The organism is Mycolicibacterium vulneris (assembly GCF_002104765.1).
Taxonomy (GTDB): domain Bacteria; phylum Actinomycetota; class Actinomycetes; order Mycobacteriales; family Mycobacteriaceae; genus Mycobacterium; species Mycobacterium vulneris.
Map to the genome: position 1 here is coordinate 90185 of NZ_NCXM01000011.1, position 21408 is coordinate 111592.

Annotated in this window: 18 protein-coding genes and 3 pseudogenes; 15 read left to right on the forward strand and 6 right to left on the reverse strand. The window is 67.0% G+C overall.

All coding sequences use genetic code 11. From position 1 onward, the window contains the following. Positions 1 to 8 precede the first annotated feature (8 nt). On the forward strand, positions 9 to 839 hold the full coding sequence (locus B8W69_RS12550; RefSeq protein ID WP_085290134.1) for an oxidoreductase: 831 nt from the start codon (positions 9 to 11) through the stop codon (positions 837 to 839). A gap of 3 nt (positions 840 to 842) precedes the next feature. On the opposite strand, the gene B8W69_RS12555 is transcribed toward B8W69_RS12550, so the two are convergent. Beyond that, entirely contained in the window at positions 843 to 1799 is a 957-nt protein-coding gene (locus B8W69_RS12555) for an LLM class F420-dependent oxidoreductase (RefSeq protein WP_085290135.1), read from the reverse strand. Positions 1800 to 2262: 463 nt separating this feature from the next. Here B8W69_RS12555 and B8W69_RS12560 point away from each other — a divergent pair, with 463 nt between their 5' ends. The 4 genes and pseudogenes from B8W69_RS12560 to B8W69_RS12575 all read left to right on the forward strand — a co-directional run bounded on the left by B8W69_RS12560 (position 2263) and on the right by B8W69_RS12575 (position 6437). Next, positions 2263 to 3471 carry an acetyl-CoA C-acetyltransferase gene (locus B8W69_RS12560; RefSeq protein WP_085290216.1) on the forward strand — a complete coding sequence of 403 codons (1209 nt, stop codon included), beginning with the start codon at positions 2263 to 2265 and terminating at the stop codon, positions 3469 to 3471. A gap of 2 nt (positions 3472 to 3473) precedes the next feature. Beyond that, a complete protein-coding gene (locus B8W69_RS12565) occupies positions 3474 to 4250 on the forward strand; it encodes an enoyl-CoA hydratase/isomerase family protein (protein ID WP_085290136.1) in 777 nt (258 codons plus the stop codon). Continuing rightward, a pseudogene (locus B8W69_RS12570) lies at positions 4247 to 5138 on the forward strand (CaiB/BaiF CoA transferase family protein). The gene B8W69_RS12565 and the pseudogene B8W69_RS12570 overlap by 4 nt, the downstream one beginning before the upstream one ends. 3 nt (positions 5139 to 5141) lie before the next feature. Further along, positions 5142 to 6437 (forward strand): acyl-CoA dehydrogenase family protein, encoded by a 1296-nt coding sequence (locus B8W69_RS12575; RefSeq protein WP_085290137.1) that lies wholly within the window; start codon positions 5142 to 5144, stop codon positions 6435 to 6437. Between the two features lie 12 nt (positions 6438 to 6449). On the opposite strand, the gene B8W69_RS12580 is transcribed toward B8W69_RS12575, so the two are convergent. Continuing rightward, positions 6450 to 7166, reverse strand: a complete 717-nt coding sequence (locus B8W69_RS12580) for an MspA family porin (protein ID WP_085290138.1) — start codon at positions 7164 to 7166, stop codon at positions 6450 to 6452. Positions 7167 to 7256: 90 nt separating this feature from the next. Here B8W69_RS12580 and B8W69_RS12585 point away from each other — a divergent pair, with 90 nt between their 5' ends. Further along, entirely contained in the window at positions 7257 to 7550 is a 294-nt protein-coding gene (locus tag B8W69_RS12585) for a hypothetical protein (RefSeq protein WP_245843227.1), read from the forward strand. A gap of 15 nt (positions 7551 to 7565) precedes the next feature. Here B8W69_RS12585 and B8W69_RS12590 read toward each other — a convergent pair whose 3' ends face one another. The 4 genes and pseudogenes from B8W69_RS12590 to B8W69_RS12605 form a co-directional block, all read right to left on the reverse strand. After that, a complete protein-coding gene (locus B8W69_RS12590) occupies positions 7566 to 8531 on the reverse strand; it encodes a phosphotransferase family protein (RefSeq protein ID WP_085290139.1) in 966 nt (321 codons plus the stop codon). Beyond that, entirely contained in the window at positions 8528 to 9334 is an 807-nt protein-coding gene (locus tag B8W69_RS12595; RefSeq protein WP_085290140.1) for an SDR family NAD(P)-dependent oxidoreductase, read from the reverse strand. Before B8W69_RS12595 ends, B8W69_RS12590 begins: the two co-directional genes overlap by 4 nt. Positions 9335 to 9423: 89 nt before the next feature. Continuing rightward, positions 9424 to 9843, reverse strand: a complete 420-nt coding sequence (locus B8W69_RS12600; RefSeq protein ID WP_085290218.1) for a DoxX family protein — start codon at positions 9841 to 9843, stop codon at positions 9424 to 9426. Next, positions 9843 to 10767 (reverse strand): annotated as a pseudogene (locus B8W69_RS12605) (alpha/beta hydrolase). The gene B8W69_RS12600 and the pseudogene B8W69_RS12605 overlap by 1 nt, the downstream one beginning before the upstream one ends. 94 nt (positions 10768 to 10861) lie before the next feature. Between B8W69_RS12605 and B8W69_RS12610 the strand changes: the two are divergent. From B8W69_RS12610 to B8W69_RS31985, 9 genes and pseudogenes are all read left to right on the forward strand, one after another. After that, on the forward strand, positions 10862 to 11185 hold the full coding sequence (locus B8W69_RS12610) for a DMT family transporter (protein ID WP_076051517.1): 324 nt from the start codon (positions 10862 to 10864) through the stop codon (positions 11183 to 11185). Next, positions 11185 to 11621 (forward strand): annotated as a pseudogene (locus B8W69_RS12615) (glycogen/starch/alpha-glucan phosphorylase); the annotation flags it as partial. The gene B8W69_RS12610 and the pseudogene B8W69_RS12615, both read left to right, overlap by 1 nt. Positions 11622 to 11836: 215 nt before the next feature. Continuing rightward, complete coding sequence (locus tag B8W69_RS12620) at positions 11837 to 13312, forward strand: tetratricopeptide repeat protein (RefSeq protein WP_085290141.1); 1476 nt, start codon at positions 11837 to 11839, stop codon at positions 13310 to 13312. A gap of 36 nt (positions 13313 to 13348) precedes the next feature. Beyond that, complete coding sequence (locus B8W69_RS12625) at positions 13349 to 13534, forward strand: hypothetical protein (RefSeq protein ID WP_085290142.1); 186 nt, start codon at positions 13349 to 13351, stop codon at positions 13532 to 13534. A gap of 69 nt (positions 13535 to 13603) precedes the next feature. After that, the gene (locus B8W69_RS12630) at positions 13604 to 14029 is read left to right on the forward strand and encodes a hypothetical protein (RefSeq protein WP_085290143.1); all 426 of its coding nucleotides are present in this window, start codon (positions 13604 to 13606) and stop codon (positions 14027 to 14029) included. A gap of 207 nt (positions 14030 to 14236) precedes the next feature. After that, on the forward strand, positions 14237 to 14680 hold the full coding sequence (locus B8W69_RS12635) for an MmpS family transport accessory protein (protein ID WP_181447384.1): 444 nt from the start codon (positions 14237 to 14239) through the stop codon (positions 14678 to 14680). Next, positions 14677 to 17505, forward strand: coding sequence for an MMPL/RND family transporter (locus B8W69_RS12640; RefSeq protein ID WP_085290145.1), 2829 nt, complete (start codon positions 14677 to 14679; stop codon positions 17503 to 17505). The genes B8W69_RS12635 and B8W69_RS12640 overlap by 4 nt, the downstream gene beginning before the upstream one ends. 136 nt (positions 17506 to 17641) lie before the next feature. Then, entirely contained in the window at positions 17642 to 18469 is an 828-nt protein-coding gene (locus B8W69_RS12645) for a mycofactocin-coupled SDR family oxidoreductase (protein ID WP_085290146.1), read from the forward strand. A gap of 45 nt (positions 18470 to 18514) precedes the next feature. Then, positions 18515 to 21397, forward strand: coding sequence for an ATP-binding cassette domain-containing protein (locus tag B8W69_RS31985; protein ID WP_085290147.1), 2883 nt, complete (start codon positions 18515 to 18517; stop codon positions 21395 to 21397). Positions 21398 to 21408 lie beyond the last annotated feature (11 nt).

Consider the following 21408-nt stretch of genomic DNA (forward strand, 5'->3'; position numbering starts at 1 on the left):
AAACGATCATGTCCACATGGCTCATCACCGGGTGCTCGACCGGGCTCGGTCGCGCGCTCGCCGAGGCCGTCATCGGCGCCGGCCACAACGCCGTCGTCACCGCGCGGGACCCCTCCGCGGTCGCCGACCTGGTCGAGACCGCACCCGAGCGGGTGCTCACCGCCGCCCTGGATGTCACCGACCCCGCGCAGGTCGCTTCGGCCGTGCAGCAGGCGGTCGAGCGGTTCGGCCAGATCGACGTGCTGGTCAACAACGCGGGCTACGGGTATCGCGCCGCGGTCGAGGAAGGCGACGACGCCGACGTCCGCGCACTGTTCGAGACGCATTTCTTCGGCACCGTTGCCATGATCAAGGCGGTACTGCCCGGCATGCGGGCCCGGCGCAGCGGCGCCATCGTGAACATCTCCTCGATCGGCGCCCAGTTGACGCCGGTGGGGTCCGGATACTACTCGGCGGCGAAGGCCGCGATCGAAGGCATCAGCGGAGCCCTTCGCGGTGAGCTTGTCCCGCTGGGCATTTCGGTGACCATCGTCGAACCGGGCGCTTTCCGCACCGATTTCACCGGCCGCTCGCTGGCCCAGTCGGCCACCGTCATCGATGACTACGCTGCCACCGCGGGACAGCGTCGCAAGGAAAACGACACCACGCATGGCAATCAGCCCGGCGACCCCGCCAAGGCCGGCAACGCCATCATCGCGGCCGTTGAATCGCCTGAGCCGCCAGCATTTTTGTTGCTCGGGCCCGACGCGCTGGCCGCCTACCGCTACACAGCGGATGCGCGCGCCGCCGAGATCCGAAAATGGGAAGAGCTCACCGGCGGCACCGATTTTGAGGGCTGAATCCTAGGCACGCAGTTCCGGCAGCACGCCCTGCTCCCACGCCGCGAAGAACCCGTCCATGTCGGGGCCGATCTGCTGCACGTAGATCTCGTCGACGCCGGCGTCGATGTACTCGCGAACCTGCGCGATGTGCTTTTCGGGATCCGGGCCGCACGCGACGCGGTCGGCCACCGTCTCCAGCGGCACCAGCGACTGCAGTGCCGCGAAATCCTTGGGCCGCGGCAGGATTTGCGACGTCTGGCCGGGCAGGCCCTCGTTGGCCCACAACCGGTGCGCGGTCTTCAGGGCGGCGTCGGCGTCCTCGTCCCAGCAGACCTTCGTACCTCCCTGCACCGGTTTGTCACCCCCGCCGGCCTCCCGGAATTGCTTGACCAGGTCGCCATCGGGCATGGCGATGCTGTAGCCGTCGCCGATGCGGGCCGCCAGCTCAACGGCCTGCGGGCCGAACGCGGACACATAGATCGGCACCGGTTGCTCCGGTCGGGTGTAGACCTGCGCCTCCTGCACCTCGTAATGCTTGCCGTGGTGGCTCACCTCACCACCCTTGTGCAGCTTGCGAATGACGTCGATCGACTCCTCCAGCATCTCGAGGCGCACCCCGGCGGACGGCCAGGGATCGCCCAGAATGTGTTCGTTGAGGGCCTCGCCGCTGCCCACCCCGAGCACGAAGCGCCCGTCGAGTTGCACGGCCGCGGTGGCCGACGCCTGCGCGATGATCGCCGGGTGGATTCGGACGGTCGGGCAGGTGACGGCGGTGCTGACCGGCAGCGACGTCGCCTCCGACAGCGCACCGATTACCCCCCACACAAACGGGCTCTGACCCTGCTCGTCGTTCCAGGGGTGATAGTGGTCTGAGATCCACAGCGCCTCGAATCCGGCGTCCTCCGCGCGCTTGGCCTGGTCGATGAGTTCCTTGGGGCCGAACTGCTCGCAGGTGAGAAAGTATCCGATCTTGGTCATGGCGCCGGGCTACCCGCTGAGCACCCGGTTATGCACCGTGCGGACGCGGCGATCCCATTGCGCGCTGGACGCGGGGCCAGGGGCGAACGCACGTCCGCCGCCACCGGCGCGTTGTGGCGCCAGTCGGTCTGCGAGCCAATGCTTTCCACTTCGGCGGCATGTGCGAGGACGAGTAGTAATGGCTTTCGAGGCTTACTCGAGTCGCCAACCACGCCGCGGGACCGCAGTGCCGAGTGCCCGGCACACACCCAATCACCCTTCAGCGGGGGACTGACGGGGCGCGTGTGACCAGAGCGGCGCAACCCGGCGCCGCCCCCACCGCGAGCGAGAACAGCTTCGCTATTTTGGAGAAGGTTGTTCTCCAAAGTCGAGAGACAGATTACGATCGCGGGTGACCCGTGCCCGTCCGCCCCACCCTCTAGCGACCGGCCCACGACGATCGGAGTCCATCATCGATGCCTGGATTGTCGACGCGGTGCGCACGCCCCGCGGGCGTGGCCGCCCCGACGGCGGACTGCACGGCGTGCACCCGCAAGCCCTGCTCGCCCGGTGCCTCACCGCCCTGGCGGAGCGGATCGGCTTCGAGCCGGCCGACGTCGACGACGTGATCGCCGGCAACGGCATCCTCAGCGGAGACCACAGCGACGACATCGCCCGCCTGTCGGTGCTGCTGGCCGGCTGGCCCGAGAGCGTTCCCGGGATGACGCTGAGCCGATTTTGCGGGTCGGGTCAGCAGGCGGTGACCGTTGCGGCATCCGGCATCGCCGCGGGCAGCGAAGATCTGGTGATCGCCGGCGGCGTCGAGTCGATGTCGCGCTGGGACGTCACGGCCGGCGTCCCGACCATCGACGGGAAAAACCCGGACCTTCGTGCGCTGTATCCGACTGTCCCGCAGGGTGTTTCGGCTGACCTGATCGCCACCCTGGAGGGATTCAGCCGCGAGACCGTCGACGCCTACGCCGCGCAGAGCCAGAGCCGCGCCGCCGCGGCCATCGAGCAGGGGCGCTTCGCGCGTTCGCTGGTCGACGTGTCGACGCCGGACGGTTCCGTCGACCGTGACGAGCATCCCCGTGCGGGCACCACCACCGAGTCGCTCGCCCGCCTCAAGCCGGCCTTCGCCGCGATGGGCGCCGCCTGTGCCGACGGTGAGCAGCGCACGTTCGACGAGATCTGCCTGCAGCGCTATCCGGGCATCTGCCGCATCGATCACGTGCATCATGCGGGTAATTCCTCCGGGGTGGTCGACGGAGCCGCCGCGGTGGCGCTGGCCTCCTCGAATTGGATGCACACCCATCGGGTGACGCCGCGAGCGCAGATCCGGGCCACCGCGGCGATCGGCAGCGAACCGGTCATCATGCTCACCGCGCCCGGACCGGCGGCTCAGCGATGCCTCGAGCGGGCCGGAATGACGGTCTGCGACATCGATCTCTGGGAGATCAACGAGGCCTTCGCCGCGGTTCCGCTCAAGACCATGCGCGATCTCGACATCGACCCCGAGGTGGTCAACGTCAACGGCGGCGCGATCGCGCTCGGGCACGCCATCGGCGCCACCGGCGCGATGCTGATCGGCACCGTGCTGGATGAGCTCGAACGCCGGGATCTGACAACGGGACTGGTGACCATGTGCACCGGCGGCGGGATGGGTACGGCGACGATCATCGAGCGGGTGTGACCATGCCGGACACCGTGGAGTTCGAGCGGCCCGAGGATGGAGTCGTCATTCTGCGGCTCAATCGCCCGCAGCGGCTCAACGCCATCGACGAGGCGATGCAAACCGAACTGCGGCAGGCCTTGAGCGATCTGACCATCGACCGCTCGGTGCGCGCCGTCGTGCTGACCGGCGCCGGGCGCGGGTTCTGCGCGGGCATCGACATGCGCGACTTCGGCCCCTCGATGCCCGAGGCCGGCGCGCCCGCGCTGGACCGGCTGCGTTTTCAGGAGCGGATGGCCGCGCTCGCCGAAGCGGTGCACGCGTTGCCGCAACCGGTCATCGCCGCCGTCAACGGCCCCTGCGTGGGAGCGGGGCTGGCGCTCTGCCTGGCCGCTGACATCCGAATATGTTCGGCCGCGGCGTCTTTCGGCAACGCCGCCATTCTGCTCGGTCTCTCGGGCGCCGAGATGGGGATGAGCTACCACCTACCGCGCATCGTCGGCACCAGCGTGGCCGCCGACTGGATGCTCACCGGCCGCACCGTAACAGCCTCCGAGGCCGACCGACGGGGTCTGGTCAGTGAGATCGTCGAGCCGGACCGGCTGGCCCACCGCGCGGTGGAGTTGGCGTCGCTGATCGCGAGCCATGCCCCGCTCGGCGCCCAGCTGACCAAGCGCGCTCTCCAGGTCAACACCGACGCCACCAGCCTGGCGGCGGCCATGGAACTGGAGAACCGCAATCAGGTGATTTCCCACGCGACCGACGAGGCGGCCGAGCGCCGCAAGAGGTGGTCTTCATGACCGGTCCGCTACGCGGCGTGCGCATCGTCATGATGGGCGGATTGGGGCCCGCACCGTTTTGCGGAATGCTGTTGGGAGACTTGGGTGCCGACGTCATCCGCATCGACGCCCTTGCCGGTGTTGACGGCCCGGCGCCCGTCGACCACACCGTCCGCCGCAGCCAGCGGTCACTGGCCGCCGACGTGAAGGATCCGCGCGGCCGGGAGCTCGTCCATCGGCTGGCCGCCGGCGCCGACGCCTTCGTCGTACCGGCCCGGCGTGGCCGAACGCCTCGGCATCGGTCCGGATGCGCTGCGGGAACGCAATTCCCGCCTGGTCTATGCCCGCATGACCGGCTACGGACAGGACGGGCCGCTGGCGGGTCACGCGGGTCACGACATCAATTACCTTGCGCTGACGGGCGCCCTGCATGCCATCGGCACCGCCGAATCACCGGTCCCGCCGCTGAATCTCGTTGGCGACTATGGCGGCGGCGGAATGCTGTTGGCGGTCGGGCTGCTCAGCGCGATCCTCGAGGCCCACGACGATGCCGACCCGACGGCGTGGGCCGCCCACCGGGCCGCGCTGGCCGCGCGCTTCGCCGAGAAGACCCGCGACGAGTGGGGGCGCCTCCTCGATACTCCGGGATGCTGCGCGACACCGGTGCTTTCGCTGGCGGAGGCGCCGCAGCACCCGCACAACGCCGCGCGGCAGACGTTCATCGAACTCGACGGCATCACGCAACCCGCACCGGCGCCGCGCTTTTCCCGGACCCGTCCGGCTGCGCCGGCATCCCCGTCGTTGCCGGGCGATCACACGCGCGCGCTGCTGGGCGAACTGGGATTGGACACACAGGCCATCAGGGAGCTGGAAGACGCCGGCGTGGTGGCGCAGAGCGAGAAGGGGTAACAGATGTCGTGGGACTTCTCCACCGACCCGGAGTGGGCAGAACAACTGCAGTGGGTCGAAGGCTTCGTACGCGAGGAGTGCGAGCCGATCGACCTGATTGTCAAGGAATCTCACGACCTCAACGACCCGGTGCGGCAGGCGCTCATCCCGCCGCTGCAGGAGGTCGTGAAAAAGCGCGGGCTCTGGGCCACCCACCTGGGACCACATCTGGGCGGCCCCGGCTACGGCCAGGTGAAGTTGGCGCTGCTCAACGAGATCCTGGGCCGCTCGGAGTGCGCGCCGATCGTCTTCGGCTCGCAGGCGCCCGATTCCGGTAACAGCGAGATCCTGGCGCACTACGGCACACCCGAGCTCAAGGAGCGCTACCTAGAGCCCCTGCTGGACAACCGCATCATCTCGTGTTTCTCGATGACCGAGCCGCAGGGCGGGGCCGACCCGAAGGTGTTTCGCACCACCGCGATGCAGGACGGCGATCACTGGGTCATCAACGGGGAGAAGTGGTTTTCGTCGTTCGCCTCGATGGCGTCGTTCATCATCGTGATGGCGATGACCGACCCGGAGGCGCCGCCCTATGAGCGCTATTCGATGTTCGTCGTTCCCGGCGACACCCCCGGCATCAACGTGCTGCGCGACGTCGGGCTGGGTTACCAGCCGGCCGGCGGTGGCCGTGAGGGTTATGTCCGCTACGAAAACGTCCGCGTGCCGGCCGATCACATGTTGGGCCCGCGCGGCGGGGCGTTCGTCGTCGCTCAGACTCGCCTGGGCGGCGGGCGGATTCACCACGCGATGCGCACCGTGGGCCTGGTCCGCCGGATCTACGACATGATCTGCGAGCGCGCGGTCTCGCGTTACACCCAGGGCGAGGCACTGGCCAACAAGCAGCTCGTGCAGGAGATGGTCGCCGACTCGTGGATGGAGATCGAGGCGTTCCGGCTGCTGACGCTTCAAACGGCTTGGAAGATCGACCAATTCAACGATTACAAGGCCGTACGGGCCGACATCTCCGCGGTGAAGGCGATGATGCAGAAGGTCCTGCACGACGTGTCGTCGCGGGCGCTTCAGGTGCACGGATCGTTGGGCACCACCCACGAGATGCCGTTCGTGCAATACCTGGTCGAGTCGTTCGTGCTCGGGCTGGCCGATGGTCCGACCGAAGTACACAAGGTCACGCTGGCCAGGCTGTTGCTGAAAGACCGTGAACCCGCGCCCGATCTGTTTCCCTCCGAACATCTGCCGCGGTTGCGGGCGGCCGCCGAGGCTAAGTTCACCGACAAGCTGGCGGGCATCCCCCGCGGCTGAGCGCGAACCTGGTCAGACGGCCTTGGTGACGCCGACGTAGGACAGGACCACGTCGGAATCGTCGGTCACCCGATTGAGCACCGCATAGGAGCGGATGAACGACTGGCCCACGCAGCCGTCGATCTTGACGTGGAAGTTGCTGACCATGACCCAGGGATTCGGGCCGCGGAACTGTTTCTTGACCACGGGCACCACGATCACGAGGCCGGGCTTGAGCCCGACGTTGAGCACGCCCGCGATCGGAGCAACGACCAACGGAAGCACGTCTCCCGGCACACCGGTCACCGGTCCCGTCACACCCGGGGTGATGCCCGCGCTGCCGCCGATCGTGACGCCGTCGGACGTGCTCATGTCGATTCCACAGCCGATCTCGTAACCCACCTCGAGCACACCCTGGGGCCGTCCCGGCCCCACCAGCGAGCCGACGAATATCCCGCTGGCGAGGTATTCGCGGGAGGACACCGCGGTGGTCAACGGCGCCACCGGAACCTGCGCCTCGTCTCTGGCGCCCAGGCCCAGGGTCCAGCCGTCGGGGGTGTTGAGGATTACCGGAGGATTGGAGGGCAACGCTCCGTCGGCCACCGGCGCCGCCTCCGGAGGGGGCGGGGCGGCATCGGGATCCGCGCCGGTCGTCGGCGCCGTGGGCAAAGAAACAGCCAGGCACACGGCGGCCACCAGGGCGCGACGAACGACCGCGGCTATTGGCCTCACGGGCGACACCGTACGCATCCGGCAATTCGAGTAGCGAAATTTGCTGGACGGCTGGCCGAAGTTGTTGTGTGTTTGTAACTGTTACGCGATACGGGCCACGGGTAGACTTTGGGTTTCGAAAAGCCAACAATCCCGGCAGAAACCGAGGAGGCGGCGATGACGCTTCGCACGCGCGCTCGCGGAGTGCTTGTCTGCGCGACGGCGGCCATCGCCTTGGCGAGCGGCGCCGGCATCGCGCGCGCGGACCCGAACGTCGATCCGCGCCCTCAACCGCCGGGGTCCGACGACGTGTGGAGCCCGTTTCCGACCACCTGGACCAACCCATCCAATGAGGGCCAGCCTGTGAACGACACGGGTGACGTCGGAATGATCTGTGAAAATCTCTTGGTCAGCTGCCAGTAAGGCCTATCCCCGACGCTAAGCCAGCGCCGACCGGGCTCGGTCGAGCAGTCTCGGCAAAACCGCTGCCATGGCGTCCAATTCGGCTCGCGGTGCAGCCCGCCGGCGATTGTGTTTGACGATCAGTGACCACGTCGCCGCCGACTTGAAGCACGCCAGCGCGTTGAACCACCCTAAATCGCTGACGTGGCAACCTAACTCAGACCCGTACAGCTCGGCGAGCTCGGCGATGGGTGGCACCGTGCCGTCGGGTGCGGTAACCCGCCGGTATGTGTCCGGGTCGCAGTTGATCAAAAACCAGCCCGCATCGATGCGCGGGTCACCTATCGACCAGATCTCCCAGTCGATGACGGCGTTGACGCGTGACCCGGCGGCGAGCAGGTTGCCCAGCCGGAAGTCACCGTGCACCACACGGGGCGCCATCGCGCTCGGCGTGCAATCCAACAGCGCGTCGCGCACTCTCGGCCAGTCGGGCACCAGCGCCGGGTCGACGGTCCGCAGCGTGTCGGACCACCGGTTTACTTCGGCGACCGGGTCGACCATCGGCTCCTCGCCCAGCCCGAGCTCCGCCGGCGCGAGGCTGTGCAGCGCGGCCATGGCGCGGCACGCATTTCGGTACCGATCGCCTAGCTGGGACACGGGTGGGCAATCGTCGAATAACGGCTCCACACAATCGCCTTCGATATACGACATCACATACAGCGGTGGTGTGCCGGGCGGATCCCCCGCGTCTTCCCACAGCACCTCCGGCACCGGAACACTTGTCGCGGCAAGCGCTTTGATGATGCGGGCCTGACGCAGTACGTCGCGATGCGCGACCGGTTCGACGCCCGGCGGAGCGACCTTGATCACCACGCGTTGGCCGTCCCCGGTGCCCGCGAAGGTCAGGCTGGAGGCTCCCCCGGCCAACGGGACGACATCGGTGACGCCGGCGCGGGCGAGTCGCCGGCGCAGCTCGGTGGGGTCGAGCTCGGCTCGGCTCATCCGGTCAGCGGGCCGGTCCTCGTCCAGCCGACCTCGGCGAGGAAAGGCTGGGTGTGTGCGACGCGCCCGGTCAGCGTCTTCGGATCACCCGTGCACAGCCGGAACGCCGTCTCGGTGATCAGCGCGATGTCCTCGGTGTCGGTCTTGGCCAGATCGAGGGTGCCGGCGCCGGGCGTGGCCACCGGATTGGACGGGGCGGCGGCGTTCACCGCGATGCCGTCGTCGTAGAGTTCGGCCGCAAGGCTTTTCGTCAACCGATTGAGCGCGGCCTTGGCCGTGCCGTAGATGCCGAAGCCGGCGGTCCGGTCGAACTCCGAGAACGGCGGCCCGGGCGGCAGGTCGCCGCCAACCGAGGTCAGATTCAAGATCCAGCCGCGTCCACGCTCGCGCATCGCGGGTATCGCCAGCTGACACAGATGCAGGGGCCCGAGCACGTGCATCTCCATCATCAGCCGGGCGCGTCGCTCGGGAAACCCGTCGAGGGGCCGCAGGAACGTCACCGCGGCGTTGTTGACCAGGATGTCGGGCGCGCCGACGGCGCCGGTCACCTCGGCGAAGAGCCGCTCCCGGTCGTCGGATTGCGACAGATCCGCCTGAACCGCAATGGCTTTCCCACCCGCGGCGACGATCTCGTCGCGCGTCTGGCTTAGCGACCCCTGGTACTTCGGATCGGGGTCCATCGTGCGGGCGGTCAACGCCACCGTGGCCCCGCGTTCGGCCAGCCGCACGGCGATCGCCTTGCCCAGGCCCCGGCTGCATCCGGTGACGAGAGCCACCGTCCCGTCGCAGCGTTGTGCGCTCATCGTCAACCTCTCCGATCCCGTCCGCCGCTGGAAACAGCTTCTCCGTATCAGAGAATGCCATTATCGCCGGTCGAGGGAAAGCCTCAGCTCTACGCCTTTCGGCGTAGCGCATCGAGCGAGTAGGCGCCGCCACCGAAGAAGACCAGCAGGAAGAAGGCGAAGCAGAACAGGATTGCCAGGGCCCCACCGTTGCCGGCGGGCGGATCGGCGACGGGCCAAAGCGCCTTGGGTTGGTGAATTGCGAAGTAAGCGACCGCCATCTCGCCCGACGCGACGAACGCGACGGCGCGGGTGAACAACCCGCTTGCGATGAGCAAACCCGCGACGATTTCGATCACCCCGGCGTACCACTCTGGCCAGACGCCGAACCCGATATGAACGGGCGAGCGGACTGGCCAGTCAAAGAGGCTCCTCGAGCCGTACGCGGCAAAGAGCAAACCGTAGACGCACCTAAACAGGCTGAGCACGGCAGGGGCGTAGCGGGCCAGTCTCTGGTCGAGCCCATTCATCACGCTGGCAAGGTTACGGTGGCGGCCCAGGCGAGCAGGCGACGCCACAGCCGATGCCGGCTCGACGCCATGTTGTGGCAGTGGGCGCTGTCGGCCAGCACGATCGTGGTGATGTCGGGGCTGCTCCGGTACAGGCCGGCCTCGGCGCGCGGATCCGGCGAGACGTCGACCACGCCGTAACCGACGAGCACCGGGACGTCGATCCGCGCCGCGTGCTCGGCGACGACGCCGGGAATCATCGCCGTGCCGAACACCCGGGGAACGACCGACTTGGCGGTGACGGAGTCGGCCGCGACGACGCCGGCGGGCACGTCGGCGAGGTGGAACCAGCTCTGCAGGTGCTCGCGCGGCCCCTCGAAATACGGCTGCGGAAGGGCGGACAGGATTTCGGCGGCCAGCTCGGTGCGGCCTCGTGGGGTGGCGCAGCGCGCGATGATCGCGGCATCCAGGTTCAGTGGCGCAACGTGCTGATTGGTGCAACCCAGCACCGCCAGCCCGGCATAACTGGAAAACAGCGCTTGCTGAGTGATGGCCAGATACCCGCCCAGTGAATGCGCCACGGCGACCGGCGGCGCGTGGCAGCCGATCGTGTCCGGCAGGGCGGAAACGGCGCACGCCAGCGTCGCGGCGATATCGCCGAAGTCGAAATCGCTTGCGGGCTGCGAGCTTTCGCCGGTACCCAAAGGATCGATCGTCACGACGGCGTAGCCGTTCTCGGTGGCGAAGCCGGCGAAGCTGTACCCGTGGTGGCCGGGGATGTCGAGGTCCCAGTATTTCGCGGCTGTAGGTGCCGCCCGGCAGGCAAACCAGCACCGCGGGGGCCCGCTCGTCGCCGCGGGCGGGATAGTACGTCGCGGCCAGTGATGCGCGTTCCCCGATAACCTCGCTGACATCGAGCTCCACTGGATGCCCGGCAAGCGTCATACGGCGCAACCCTTCGTCGGCGAGCGGAAGACGACGTCTGTTGCCGCCCTGTCAGGTAAATACGTACGTGTACCCGGGTATTCAAGGAGGCGTTTTGACCTATCTCTTTCTCCTCGGCGCCATATTCGCAGAGGTGATAGCGACCAGCCTGCTCAAGAGCACCGACGGCTTCAGCCGACTGTGGCCGACCGTGGTGTGCCTGATCGGTTATGCCGTATCCTTCGCGCTGCTGGCGGTGTCGATTTCGCGCGGTATGCAGACCGACGTCGCCTACGCGTTGTGGTCCGCGATCGGTACCGCCCTGATCGTGCTGATCGCCGTGCTGTTCCTGGGCTCGTCGATATCCGTGACGAAGGTTCTCGGCGTCGGGCTGATCATCGCCGGGGTGGTGACGCTGAATCTGACCGGCGCGCACTGACCGCCACCGGGGCGAACGTCGAGATACGCGACGAGGTCGGGCCGGAGAACTTTTTCCTGTTCGGCCTGACGGAGGAGCAGGTCGCGGCGGTCAAGGCCAACGGGTATCGTCCGGCCGATTACATCGACGGCGACGACGAGCTGCGCGCGGTGCTGGATCTCATTGCCGGCGGGACGATCTCGCGCGGGGACACCGAAGTGTTCCGGCCCCTTGTGGACAACCCGCGCTACGACGACCCCTTCCTGGTGTGGCGGCCGACTACGCGTCCTATATGGGCTGCCAGGAGCGGGTCAGCGCGGCCTGGCAGGACCGGGAATCGTTGACCAAGATGTCGATCCTCAACACCGCACGCAGCGGCAAGTTCCCGTCGGATCGTGCGATCACGGAGTATTGCGACGAGAGCTGGACGGTCTGGCCACTGATGGTCAAGATCTAGCGGTGACCGGGCAACTCCGGCGCTGCGCTCGTGGTTGGCCGGCCGCGGTAACCAGCCGGGCCGCGCCGGCGGCGGATCCGCCGGAAACGGGCTAGGGTGGGCGCTCACGCTGAGGAATTCCTCGCGGTATCGGCGGTGCTGACATTGAGGGTGATGTCGCAAGTGGACGTTTCCGCGGCCCGCGCAAGGATCGACGCAACGACGGCAGGAGAGATGTGACTTCACGCTTCCGCAGCCTTGCGCTGGCTGCGTTGACCATGGTGCTGGCACTGCTGCTCGCTCCGTCCGCCTCGGCCGACACCTACACAGACCAGCTGGTGAACAGGTTCGACGCCCAGACGCACGTGGTGGTCGACCCGGGCGCCAGGCCGCCGCTGCAGAACCCCGACAAGCTGAACCAGCAGATCCTCACCAGCTCGTGGACGTGGAGTTCGGGACCTCCGATCTGGGTCGCTGCGGTATCGCCCGCACAGAGCGGCGTGACCACGGCCGACGCGGTCCATGACGCCATGCTGGCCCGCAACGCGGGATTCAGCGGAGTCATTCTGGTGATCGACTCTCGCGGCTACCACGTGCGCGCCTACAACGTGCCCAAGGCCATCGCCGACAACGTCGACCAACTCATGAATCAGTCGGCGAAGGATCATCGCAACGACCCGTACGGCGCGACGAGCGCCTTCGTCGGCAAGCTGGCGAGCGTCAACGCGGCCTCCCGCGGTCCGGTGACCACGTCTCCCGTCGCGCACGAAAAGCACGACGACTGGGCCTGGCTGAAGGTGACGCTGGTCATCGTCGGCATCGGGCTGGCCATGGCCGGCCTGCTCTGGTTCGCCGCGGGCCGAAATCGCAAGCACCGCAAGAACTCCGAGGCGCGTGAGGAGATCAAGCAGGAGCTGATCGCGGCCACGTCGAGTGTCAGCGACCTCGACAACGCGGTGCTGAACGAGAGCGGCGCCGATGTCAGCGCCGAGTCGTTGAAAGCCAACGCCAGCCTGTACGACGCCCGAAATGCTTACGACAAAGGTGATTACGGTGCCGCGCGGGCTCATCTTCGGGTGGTGGAGTCCACGGTCGCCAAGGCCAACCGCAAGCTCGACCCCCGGCAACCCGGGCCCGACGTTGCCGCCGTGACTTCGGTGCCGGCCGACGATCGCAAGCAGGCCACCGTGCGCACCAAGAACCCCGACACCGGCGAATCGGTGACGATCAACAACAACAACTACAGCACCACAGCGCAGCCCGGCTACCCGTACTACTACGGCGGTGGCTACCACAACGGGATGTTCTTCTACCCCGGCTATTACCCGTACGCGTTCTGGGGTCCGGGCTGGACGTGGGCGCTGGGCGACGTGCTGCTGATGGATGCGCTGCTCGACGACCATTGGGGCGGCAGCTACGAGCGCGGCTTCGAGGCCGGCCGCGACTCCGCCTTCGCCGATACCAACGGCTACAGCTATGACGGCGGACAGGGCGTTGGCTACGACAGCCCGCCGGCCGATGTGGGATTCACCGGCGGCTATCAAGATTCGGGCGGCGCCGGCATCGGATTCGCGGGCGGCGACGCCGCATACTCCGGCGGCGGTGACGTGGGCTTTGGTGGCGGATGGAACTCCAGCGGCTCCGATTTCGGCGGCGGTTCGGACTTCGGCGGCGGATCCGATTCCGGCGGTGGCGGCGACTTCGGGTTTTGACATGGTGCGGGTGGGTCGAGAAGTTAGGTTCCTTCAATGAGTACGGACAAGATCAATCGCGCCATCCTGCTCGTCATGGTGGTGATCGGAGCCGTCGCTTACGGCCTGCTGTACAGCCACGCGTCAATCGTCTTCAAGCTGCTGGTGCCGCTCGCCCTGATCATCCTGGTCGTATTGATCATTCGGGATGTGATCAAGGACCAGGACTCCGGAAAGCGCTGACGCCCGCATCGTTGGGGTAGCGTTCTCCGCGAGCCTTCGGTTGTCCCACGGCGGAGCGAGGACTGGAACATGAGTACGTCTCTATATGGTCTGTTGACCCTGCTTAGCCTTGTCCTGGCCTTGACGTTGGCCGCCGTCGCCGCCGTGTACGTGAATCGCTTGGAGCGCCGGTCGACTGCACCGGTCAGCGAAGAAATCGGTAGTGCCAAAGCCGTTCTGCACAAGGTGCGTAAGCGCGAACCGATGTCACAGGACGAGGTGGCCTACGCGAAGCAAGTCGTTGCGGATCGCGGTTCGTTGATGACCCTCTGCATCCCCGGCGCTCTGTTCATGTTGGGCTGTTTTTTCGTCTTCGGCAGCCTCTACCACTTGCACGGAGCGACTCCTTCCGAGCGGACCTTCCTCGGAGTGATCCCCATGTTCACCTCGACGAACCTGGCCATTCAGATTCGCCGCAGCGCACGGCTGAGACGGCAGCTCAAGAAAGTGTCCTGACGCGCAAGACCGGACCGGCATTCTGGGCGGCCTCGGGCAGCCGGATGGGCCGGCAGCCCCGCGCAGCCGCGTTCGGGTTGCGGTGTCCCTCGCCTTTGCACAATGATGTGTCAATTGAGCACATCACCGTCTACTATTTGACGGGCACCAGGGCGAGGGCGGGGGGCACGAACACGATGTCCGGACCGGGTCGCGAGAGGTGATCGAATGAGCCCTCGTTCAACCGGGCGGAGTGTCCTGGCTCGAATCTGGATGCCGCTGGTCGCCGTCGTCGCGGTCGGTGTGGGTCTGCTGTGCATGTACAAGGTGCATCAGTTCTCCGAACCCGAACCGGTCATCACCGTCAACGGTCCGCAGGCACCCGAGGAGTTCAACCTCAAACGGATCACCTACGAGGTGTTCGGCTCCGTCGGACAAGGCGGGAAACTCGTCTACGTCGACATCGACGGCCATCCGCACCAGGTTGACATCACCACGCTGCCGTGGACCCACACGGAGACCACCACGCTCACGGTGGCGTCCGGCAGCATCTCGGTGCACGTGCATGGCGGTCAGGTGGGTTGCCGGATGCTGGTGGACGGCGTTATCCGCGACCAACAAACCGGCGACCATCAGGATGCCGACGTCCAGTGCAGGGTGAAGTCGGCATGACCGAGCATCGCGTCGACGAGCCCCGGGTCAAGCGTCCCCTCATCCCCAAGATGGTCCGCGCCCTTGCGATTCCGATCATCTTCTTCTGGGGCCTTCTCGCCGTCACCACGAATGCCTTTATGCCCCAAGTGGAACGGGTCGCAGAAGAACTCGCCGGGCCGATGGTCCCGCACTACGCGCCCTCGCAGCGGGCGCTGCTGCACATCGGCGAAAAGTTTCACGAATCCAACTCGACCAACTTGACCATGGTGGTGTTCGAGGCGAACCGGCAACTGGGAGACCAGGATCACCGGTACTACGACGATTTGATGCGCCGCCTTCAGAACGACACCAAGCACGTGCAATACGTGATGGATCTGTGGGGCAAGCCGTTCACCGCGGCGGGGGCGCAAAGCGTCGATGGCAAGTGCACCTATGTGCTCCTTCGTCTCGCCGGCGACATCGGCCAGATTCAAGCCAACCAGTCCGTGAACGCCGTTCGCGACATCATCAAGAAGGACACGCCACCACCCGGCCTCAAGGTCTTCGTCAGCGGCGCAGCTCCGCTGGCCTCCGACACGCTCACTATCGCCAATGCCAGCCTGAACAACGTGACGATCGTCACGATCATCCTGATCGTCGTGATGCTGCTGCTGGTGTACCGCACCCCGTCGACGCTGCTGGTGCCGTTGCTCGGCGTGCTCATCGAAATGCTTGTCGCCAAAGGGATTGTCTCGACCCTCGGGCATTACGGGTACATCGAGTTGTCGTCGTTCGCGGTGAACATCGTCATCGCGCTGACCCTGGGCGCGGGAACGGATTACGGCATCTTCTTGATGGGCCGATATCACGAGGCGCGGCAGGCGGGCGAAAGCCGGGAGGACAGTTTCTACATCGCGTACAAGGGTGTCGCGCCAATCATCATCGGCTCCGGGCTGACGATCGCCGGCGCGTGTTACTGCTTGACATTCGCGCGGCTGAACTACTTCCACACCATGGGGCCGGCCGTCGCCATCACCATGTTGTTCACCATCGCGGCGGCGATGACGCTGGGACCGGCGGTGTTGACCGTCGGCAGCCTTTTCGGGATGTTCGATCCGAGAACCACCGTCCACGGCCGTCTGTATCGGCGCATCGGCGCGAGCGTGGTGCGCTGGCCGGTGCCGATCCTGGTGGCCAGTTCCGCCGTCGTCATGCTCGGCGCGATCTTCGTGCCGAGTTACCGGCAGAATTACGACGACAGGCAGTACCAGCCGGCCGACGCGCCCGCCAACCTCGGCTTCCAGGCGGCCGATCGGCACTTCCCCAAGAGCAAGCTGTTCTCCGAGATGCTGATGGTCGAGACGGACCACGACATGCGCAACTCGGCCGACTTCATCTCGCTGGACCGGGTCGCCAGAGCGCTGATTCGCCTGCACGGTGTGGCGATGGTGCAAGGCATGACCCGGCCCTTGGGCCGGGCCCTCGAGCACGCCAGCATTCCGTACCTGTTCACCACGCAAGGCAGCGGCAACGGTCAGCAACTCCCGTTCAACAGGGAGCAGAACTCCAACACCGATGCGCAGGCCGAAATCCAGGCGCACTCGGTCGCGGTCTTGCGCAAGGAGATCGGCTTTTTCCAGAAGGTGTCCGACGAACTGCACCAGACCGTGCTCACCGTCGAGGACCTGGAACGGGTCAGCCAGGAGATGAACGAGGAAGTATCCAACCTCGACGACTTCTTCCGCCCGATCAAGAGTTACTTCTATTGGGAGAAGCACTGTTTCGACATCCCCATCTGCTGGGCGTTCAGGTCATTGTGGGACACCATCGACCACATCGACCACCTGGCCGAAGACATCACCAAGGCCAGAATCTCGCTGGCGGAGGTGGACAAGGCTTTCCCGCAGATCATCGCCCAACTGAAGGCCACGGCCGACGACACCGAGGCCCTGCAGTCGAAGTTGGTCAACAGTTACGGATCGGCGGATCTGCAGTCCCTCCAGACCGAGCAGACGTTCGATGACTCGATCAACGTCGGCAACGACTTCGACAAGTCGCGCAGCGACGACTACTTCTACATCCCGCACGAGGCCTTCGACAACGAGGACCTCAAGGCGGGCATGAAGTTGATGATGTCGCCGGACGGCAAGGCGGCCCGGTTCATCGTCACCCACGAGGGCGACGCGATGGGCCCCGAAGGCGTCGAACATGTCGAGCAGTTCCCCGACGCGATAAAGACGATCCTGAAGGAGACGTCGCTGGCCGGCGCCCGGGTCTACATCGGCGGCTCGGGGTCCAACGACAAGGACATCAAGCAGTACGCGATGTCGGACCTGCTGATCGCGGCCATCGCGGCCTTCGTGCTGATCTTCTTGATCATGCTGTTCATCACGCGAAGTCTGGTGGCGGCCTTGGTGATTCCGGGAACTGTCGCGTTCTCTTACGCGGGCGCATTCGGCCTGTCGATACTTTTCTGGCAGCACCTCGTCGGGCTGCACCTGCACTGGCTGGTCTTGCCGCTGACATTCATCATCCTGGTGGCTGTGGGATCGGACTACAACCTGCTGTTGATCAACCGGGTCAAAGAGGAGCTGCACGGCGGAATCCACACCGGCCTGATCCGGGCGCTCGGCAGCACCGGCGGTGTAGTGACGTCGGCGGGTCTGGTGTTCGCCTTCACCATGCTGGCAATGCTCACCAGCGATCTGCGAACGATCGGTCAGGTGGGATCGACCGTGTGCATCGGCCTGCTGCTCGACACGCTGATCGTGCGTTCGTTCGTCGTGCCGTCCATCCTGCGGATCCTCGGGCCGTGGTTCTGGTGGCCGACGCTGGTCCGTCCCCGCCCGCTGCCACAGCGCTGAGGCGCTTAGGCGAATCGTTGACCAGGTTGAACACATCTCGTTAATGTGCTCACATGTCGACGACGACGCAGTGTGGGACGATCCGCACCGTCTCGCCGTCGTTGCTGTCCGCCCCGACACAGAAGGCCCAGATCGGATGAGCGACAACGACAAACCCTTGACCGGCCGGGTCGCGTTCGTCACCGGTGCCGCACGCGGACAGGGCCGTTCGCATTGCGTGCGGCTGGCCCGGGCCGGGGCCGACGTCGTCGCCATCGACGCCTGCGGCCCGGTGGCGGCGAACAACGGCTACCCGGCGTCGACGCCGGAGGACCTGGCCGAAACGACGAACCTGGTGGAGAGCGAAGGCCGCAAGATGCTGGCCGCGCAGGTCGACGTCCGCGACGCCGCCGGGCAGCAGCGCATCGTCGACGAGGCGATCACCCAGTTCGGCCGTCTCGACATCGTCGTCGCCAACGCCGGCGTGCTGAATTGGGGCCGCCTCTGGGAGATTTCGGCTCAGCAATGGCAGGACGTCCTCGACACCAACCTGACCGGTGTCTGGAACACCATCAAAGCCACTGTGCCCGCGATGATTCGGGCGGGCAACGGCGGCTCGATCATCACCATCAGCTCGGCCGCGGGGGTGAAGGCCGTCCCGGGTTGCGGTCATTACTGCGCCAGCAAATTCGGTGTGGTCGGGCTGACGAACTCGCTGGCGGTCGAACTCGGCGGATACGGCATCCGGGTGAACTCGGTGCATCCGTACGGCACCGACACCCCGATGGGCAACGACCCCTCGATGTGGCAGCTGTTCGCCGACAACCAGACCTACATTCACAGCTTCTCCCCCGGCGCTTTACCCACCGACTCGCTCGCCGACCCGAACTTGGTCTCCGACATCGTCTTGTGGCTTGCCAGCGACGCATCCTCACTGGTGACGGCCGCACAAATTCCCGCCGACAAGGGCTACCTGAAGATCTGATAAGAGAGCCACCGGGCGCTCCGCCGACGACGGCATAATCGTGTCGTGAAGGCACCCGGCGCTGCAACGCTGAAAGCGCGTGCCGGATCGCTACGACCCGGCGAACTGGCGCAAGCATCGGTGATGGGCGCCCTGTGCGCGGCGATCGCCATCATCGCGGTCGTTCTTCCGCACGGCGGGGGGCTCGGCCTGCTCGGCAGCGTGCCGACCGGGCTGCTCGCCTATCGCTACCGGCTCCGCGTTCTGATCACCGCGACGGTCGCCGCCGGCGTGATCGGCTTCCTGGTCGTCGGACTGAGCGGCTTGGGGGCGATCGGGCTCTGCGCCTATGTCGGGGGGCTGGCCGGAACCGTCAAGCGGCACCGCCGCGGCGCGCCCACCGTCATCCTGGTGTCCTGCGGCGCGGGCCTCGTCGTCGGCGCCGGGATGGTCGTCGCGCTGACGGTCCTGACCCGGTTCCGGCAACTCGCCTTCCACGCCGCCAGCGCCACCGTGGACGGCGCCGCGACGGTCGTGTCACGGGCGCCACAGCTGCGTCCGGCCGCGCAACAATTCAAGGCGTTCTTCGCCGAGGCGTTGCATTACTGGCAGTGGCTGATCCTCGGGTACGCCGTCTTCGCCATCGTGGGCGCCTCGCTGGTCGGCTGGTGGGCGTTGTCGCGGGTGCTGGAGCGACTACGCGGCATTCCCGACGTGCACAAGCTGGACACCCCCGTGGGCGACGGACCGGTCCGGCCCGTCCCGGTACGGCTGGACCAGGTGCGCCTGCGCTACCCGCACGCCGACCATGACGCGCTGCGTGCGGTCAACCTGGACGTGCGCACGGGTGAGCACATCGCGGTCACCGGCGCCAACGGCTCCGGGAAGACGACACTGATGCTGATCCTGGCCGGCCGCGAACCGACGTCGGGCACCGTCGACCGCCCCGGGGCGGTCGGGCTCGGCGAACTCGGCGGCACCGCGGTCATCATGCAGCACCCGGAGAGCCAGGTGCTGGGCACGCGGGTCGCCGACGACGTGGTCTGGGGACTGCCACCCGCCAAGACCACGGACATCCCCCGGCTACTCGACGAGGTCGGTTTGGCCGATTTGGCGGACCGCGACACCGGCAGCCTGTCCGGCGGAGAGCTGCAACGCCTCGCCGTGGCCGCGGCGCTGGCGCGCGAGCCGGCGTTGCTGATCGCCGACGAGGTCACCAGCATGGTCGATAGGCAGGGCCGGGAGAAACTGCTCACCGTGCTGTCCGGCCTGACGGAACGCCACCAAACCGCGCTGGTACACATCACCCATTACAACGACGAGGCCGAATACGCCGACCGAGCAATCAAACTCGGTGACGCGTCGGTCGACACCGATCTGGTGCAGAGCGCCACCGCCCCGGCGCCGACGGTGACGACCGATCTCGCCTCCGGCGCGCCGGTGCTCGAACTCGTCGGCGTCGGACACGAATACGCCGGCGGCACGCCCTGGGCTCAGACCGCGCTGCGCGATGTCAGCTTTGCGGTGCACCAGGGTGACGGGGTGCTGATCCACGGCGGAAATGGTTCCGGCAAGTCGACACTGGCGTGGATCATGGCCGGATTGACCGCGCCGGCCACCGGTGCCTGCCTGCTCGACGGGAGCCCGACCACCGACCAGGTGGGCGCGGTCGCGCTGCAGTTCCAGGCGGCGCGGCTGCAGCTGATGCGCAGCCGGGTAGATCTGGAAGTGGCTTCGGCGGCCGGGTTTTCACCCGCCGATCACGCCCGGGTGACCGCGGCGCTTGCCGCCGTCGGCCTGGATGCCGGGCTGGCTAAGCGGCGCATCGACCAGCTCAGCGGCGGCCAGATGCGTCGCGTGGCGCTGGCCGGGCTGCTGGCGCGATCGCCGCGGGTGTTGATCCTCGACGAGCCGCTGGCCGGGCTGGATGCCGCCAGTCAGCGTGGGCTCGTCCAGTTGCTCGCCGAGCGGCGCCGCGATACCGGCCTGACCGTGGTGGTCATTTCGCATGACTTCGCCGGGCTCCAGGAGCTGTGTCCGCGCACCCTGCACCTGCACGACGGTTCACTGCAGCCGGCACCGGTTGCGGCCCGGAGCAATACGGTGGTTACCGCCGCTCCGGCCAAGCGGGCGTCCAGCCGCCGGCGCCCGGTCGTGCTGCTGCGGCCGGTGCCGGGCAGCTCGCCCATCCACGAGCTGTGGGCCGGTACCAAACTGCTTGTGGTGTTTGGTATTTCGTTGCTGTTGACGTTCTTCCCGGGCTGGGTGGCGATCGGGCTCACGGGCGCGCTGGCGGTGACGGGAATACGGCTCGCGCGCATTCCCCGGGGGGTGTTGCCGTCGGTGCCGCGCTGGCTGTGGATCGTGCTGGTGTTCGTCGGCGTCAACGCGGCGTTCGCCGGCGGGAGCCCGAGGGTCCACCTGGGCACGATGTCGCTGGGCTTCGGCGGCCTGCTGGACTTTCTCCGCCTTACCGCGCTGTCGGTGGTGTTGCTCGCCCTGGGCGCTCTGGTGTCGTGGACGACCAACGTCGCCCAGATCGCCCCGGCGGTCGCCACTTTGGGCCGCTTCCTACGGCCGCTGCGGATTCCCGTCGACGACTGGTCGGTCGCATTGGCGCTCGCGCTGCGCACCTTCCCGATGCTCATCGACGAATTCCGGGTGCTCTTCGCCGCCCGCCGGTTACGGCCCAAGCGGCCGCAGCAAACCCGCTGGGCCAGGCTGCGCCGCCCGACGGCGGACGTGATCGATGTGGTGGTCGCGGTCATCACGGTGACACTGCGCCGCGCCGACGAGATGGGCGATGCCATCACCGCCCGCGGCGGCACCGGCCAGATCTCCGCGGCCCCGTCGCGACCGAAACCGGCTGACTGGCTGGCTCTTTCGATCGTGCTGGCGGTGTCTGGGGCCGCTGTGGCGGCCGAGCTCGCGTTGTACGCCGCCCGCTGACCCGAGACGCG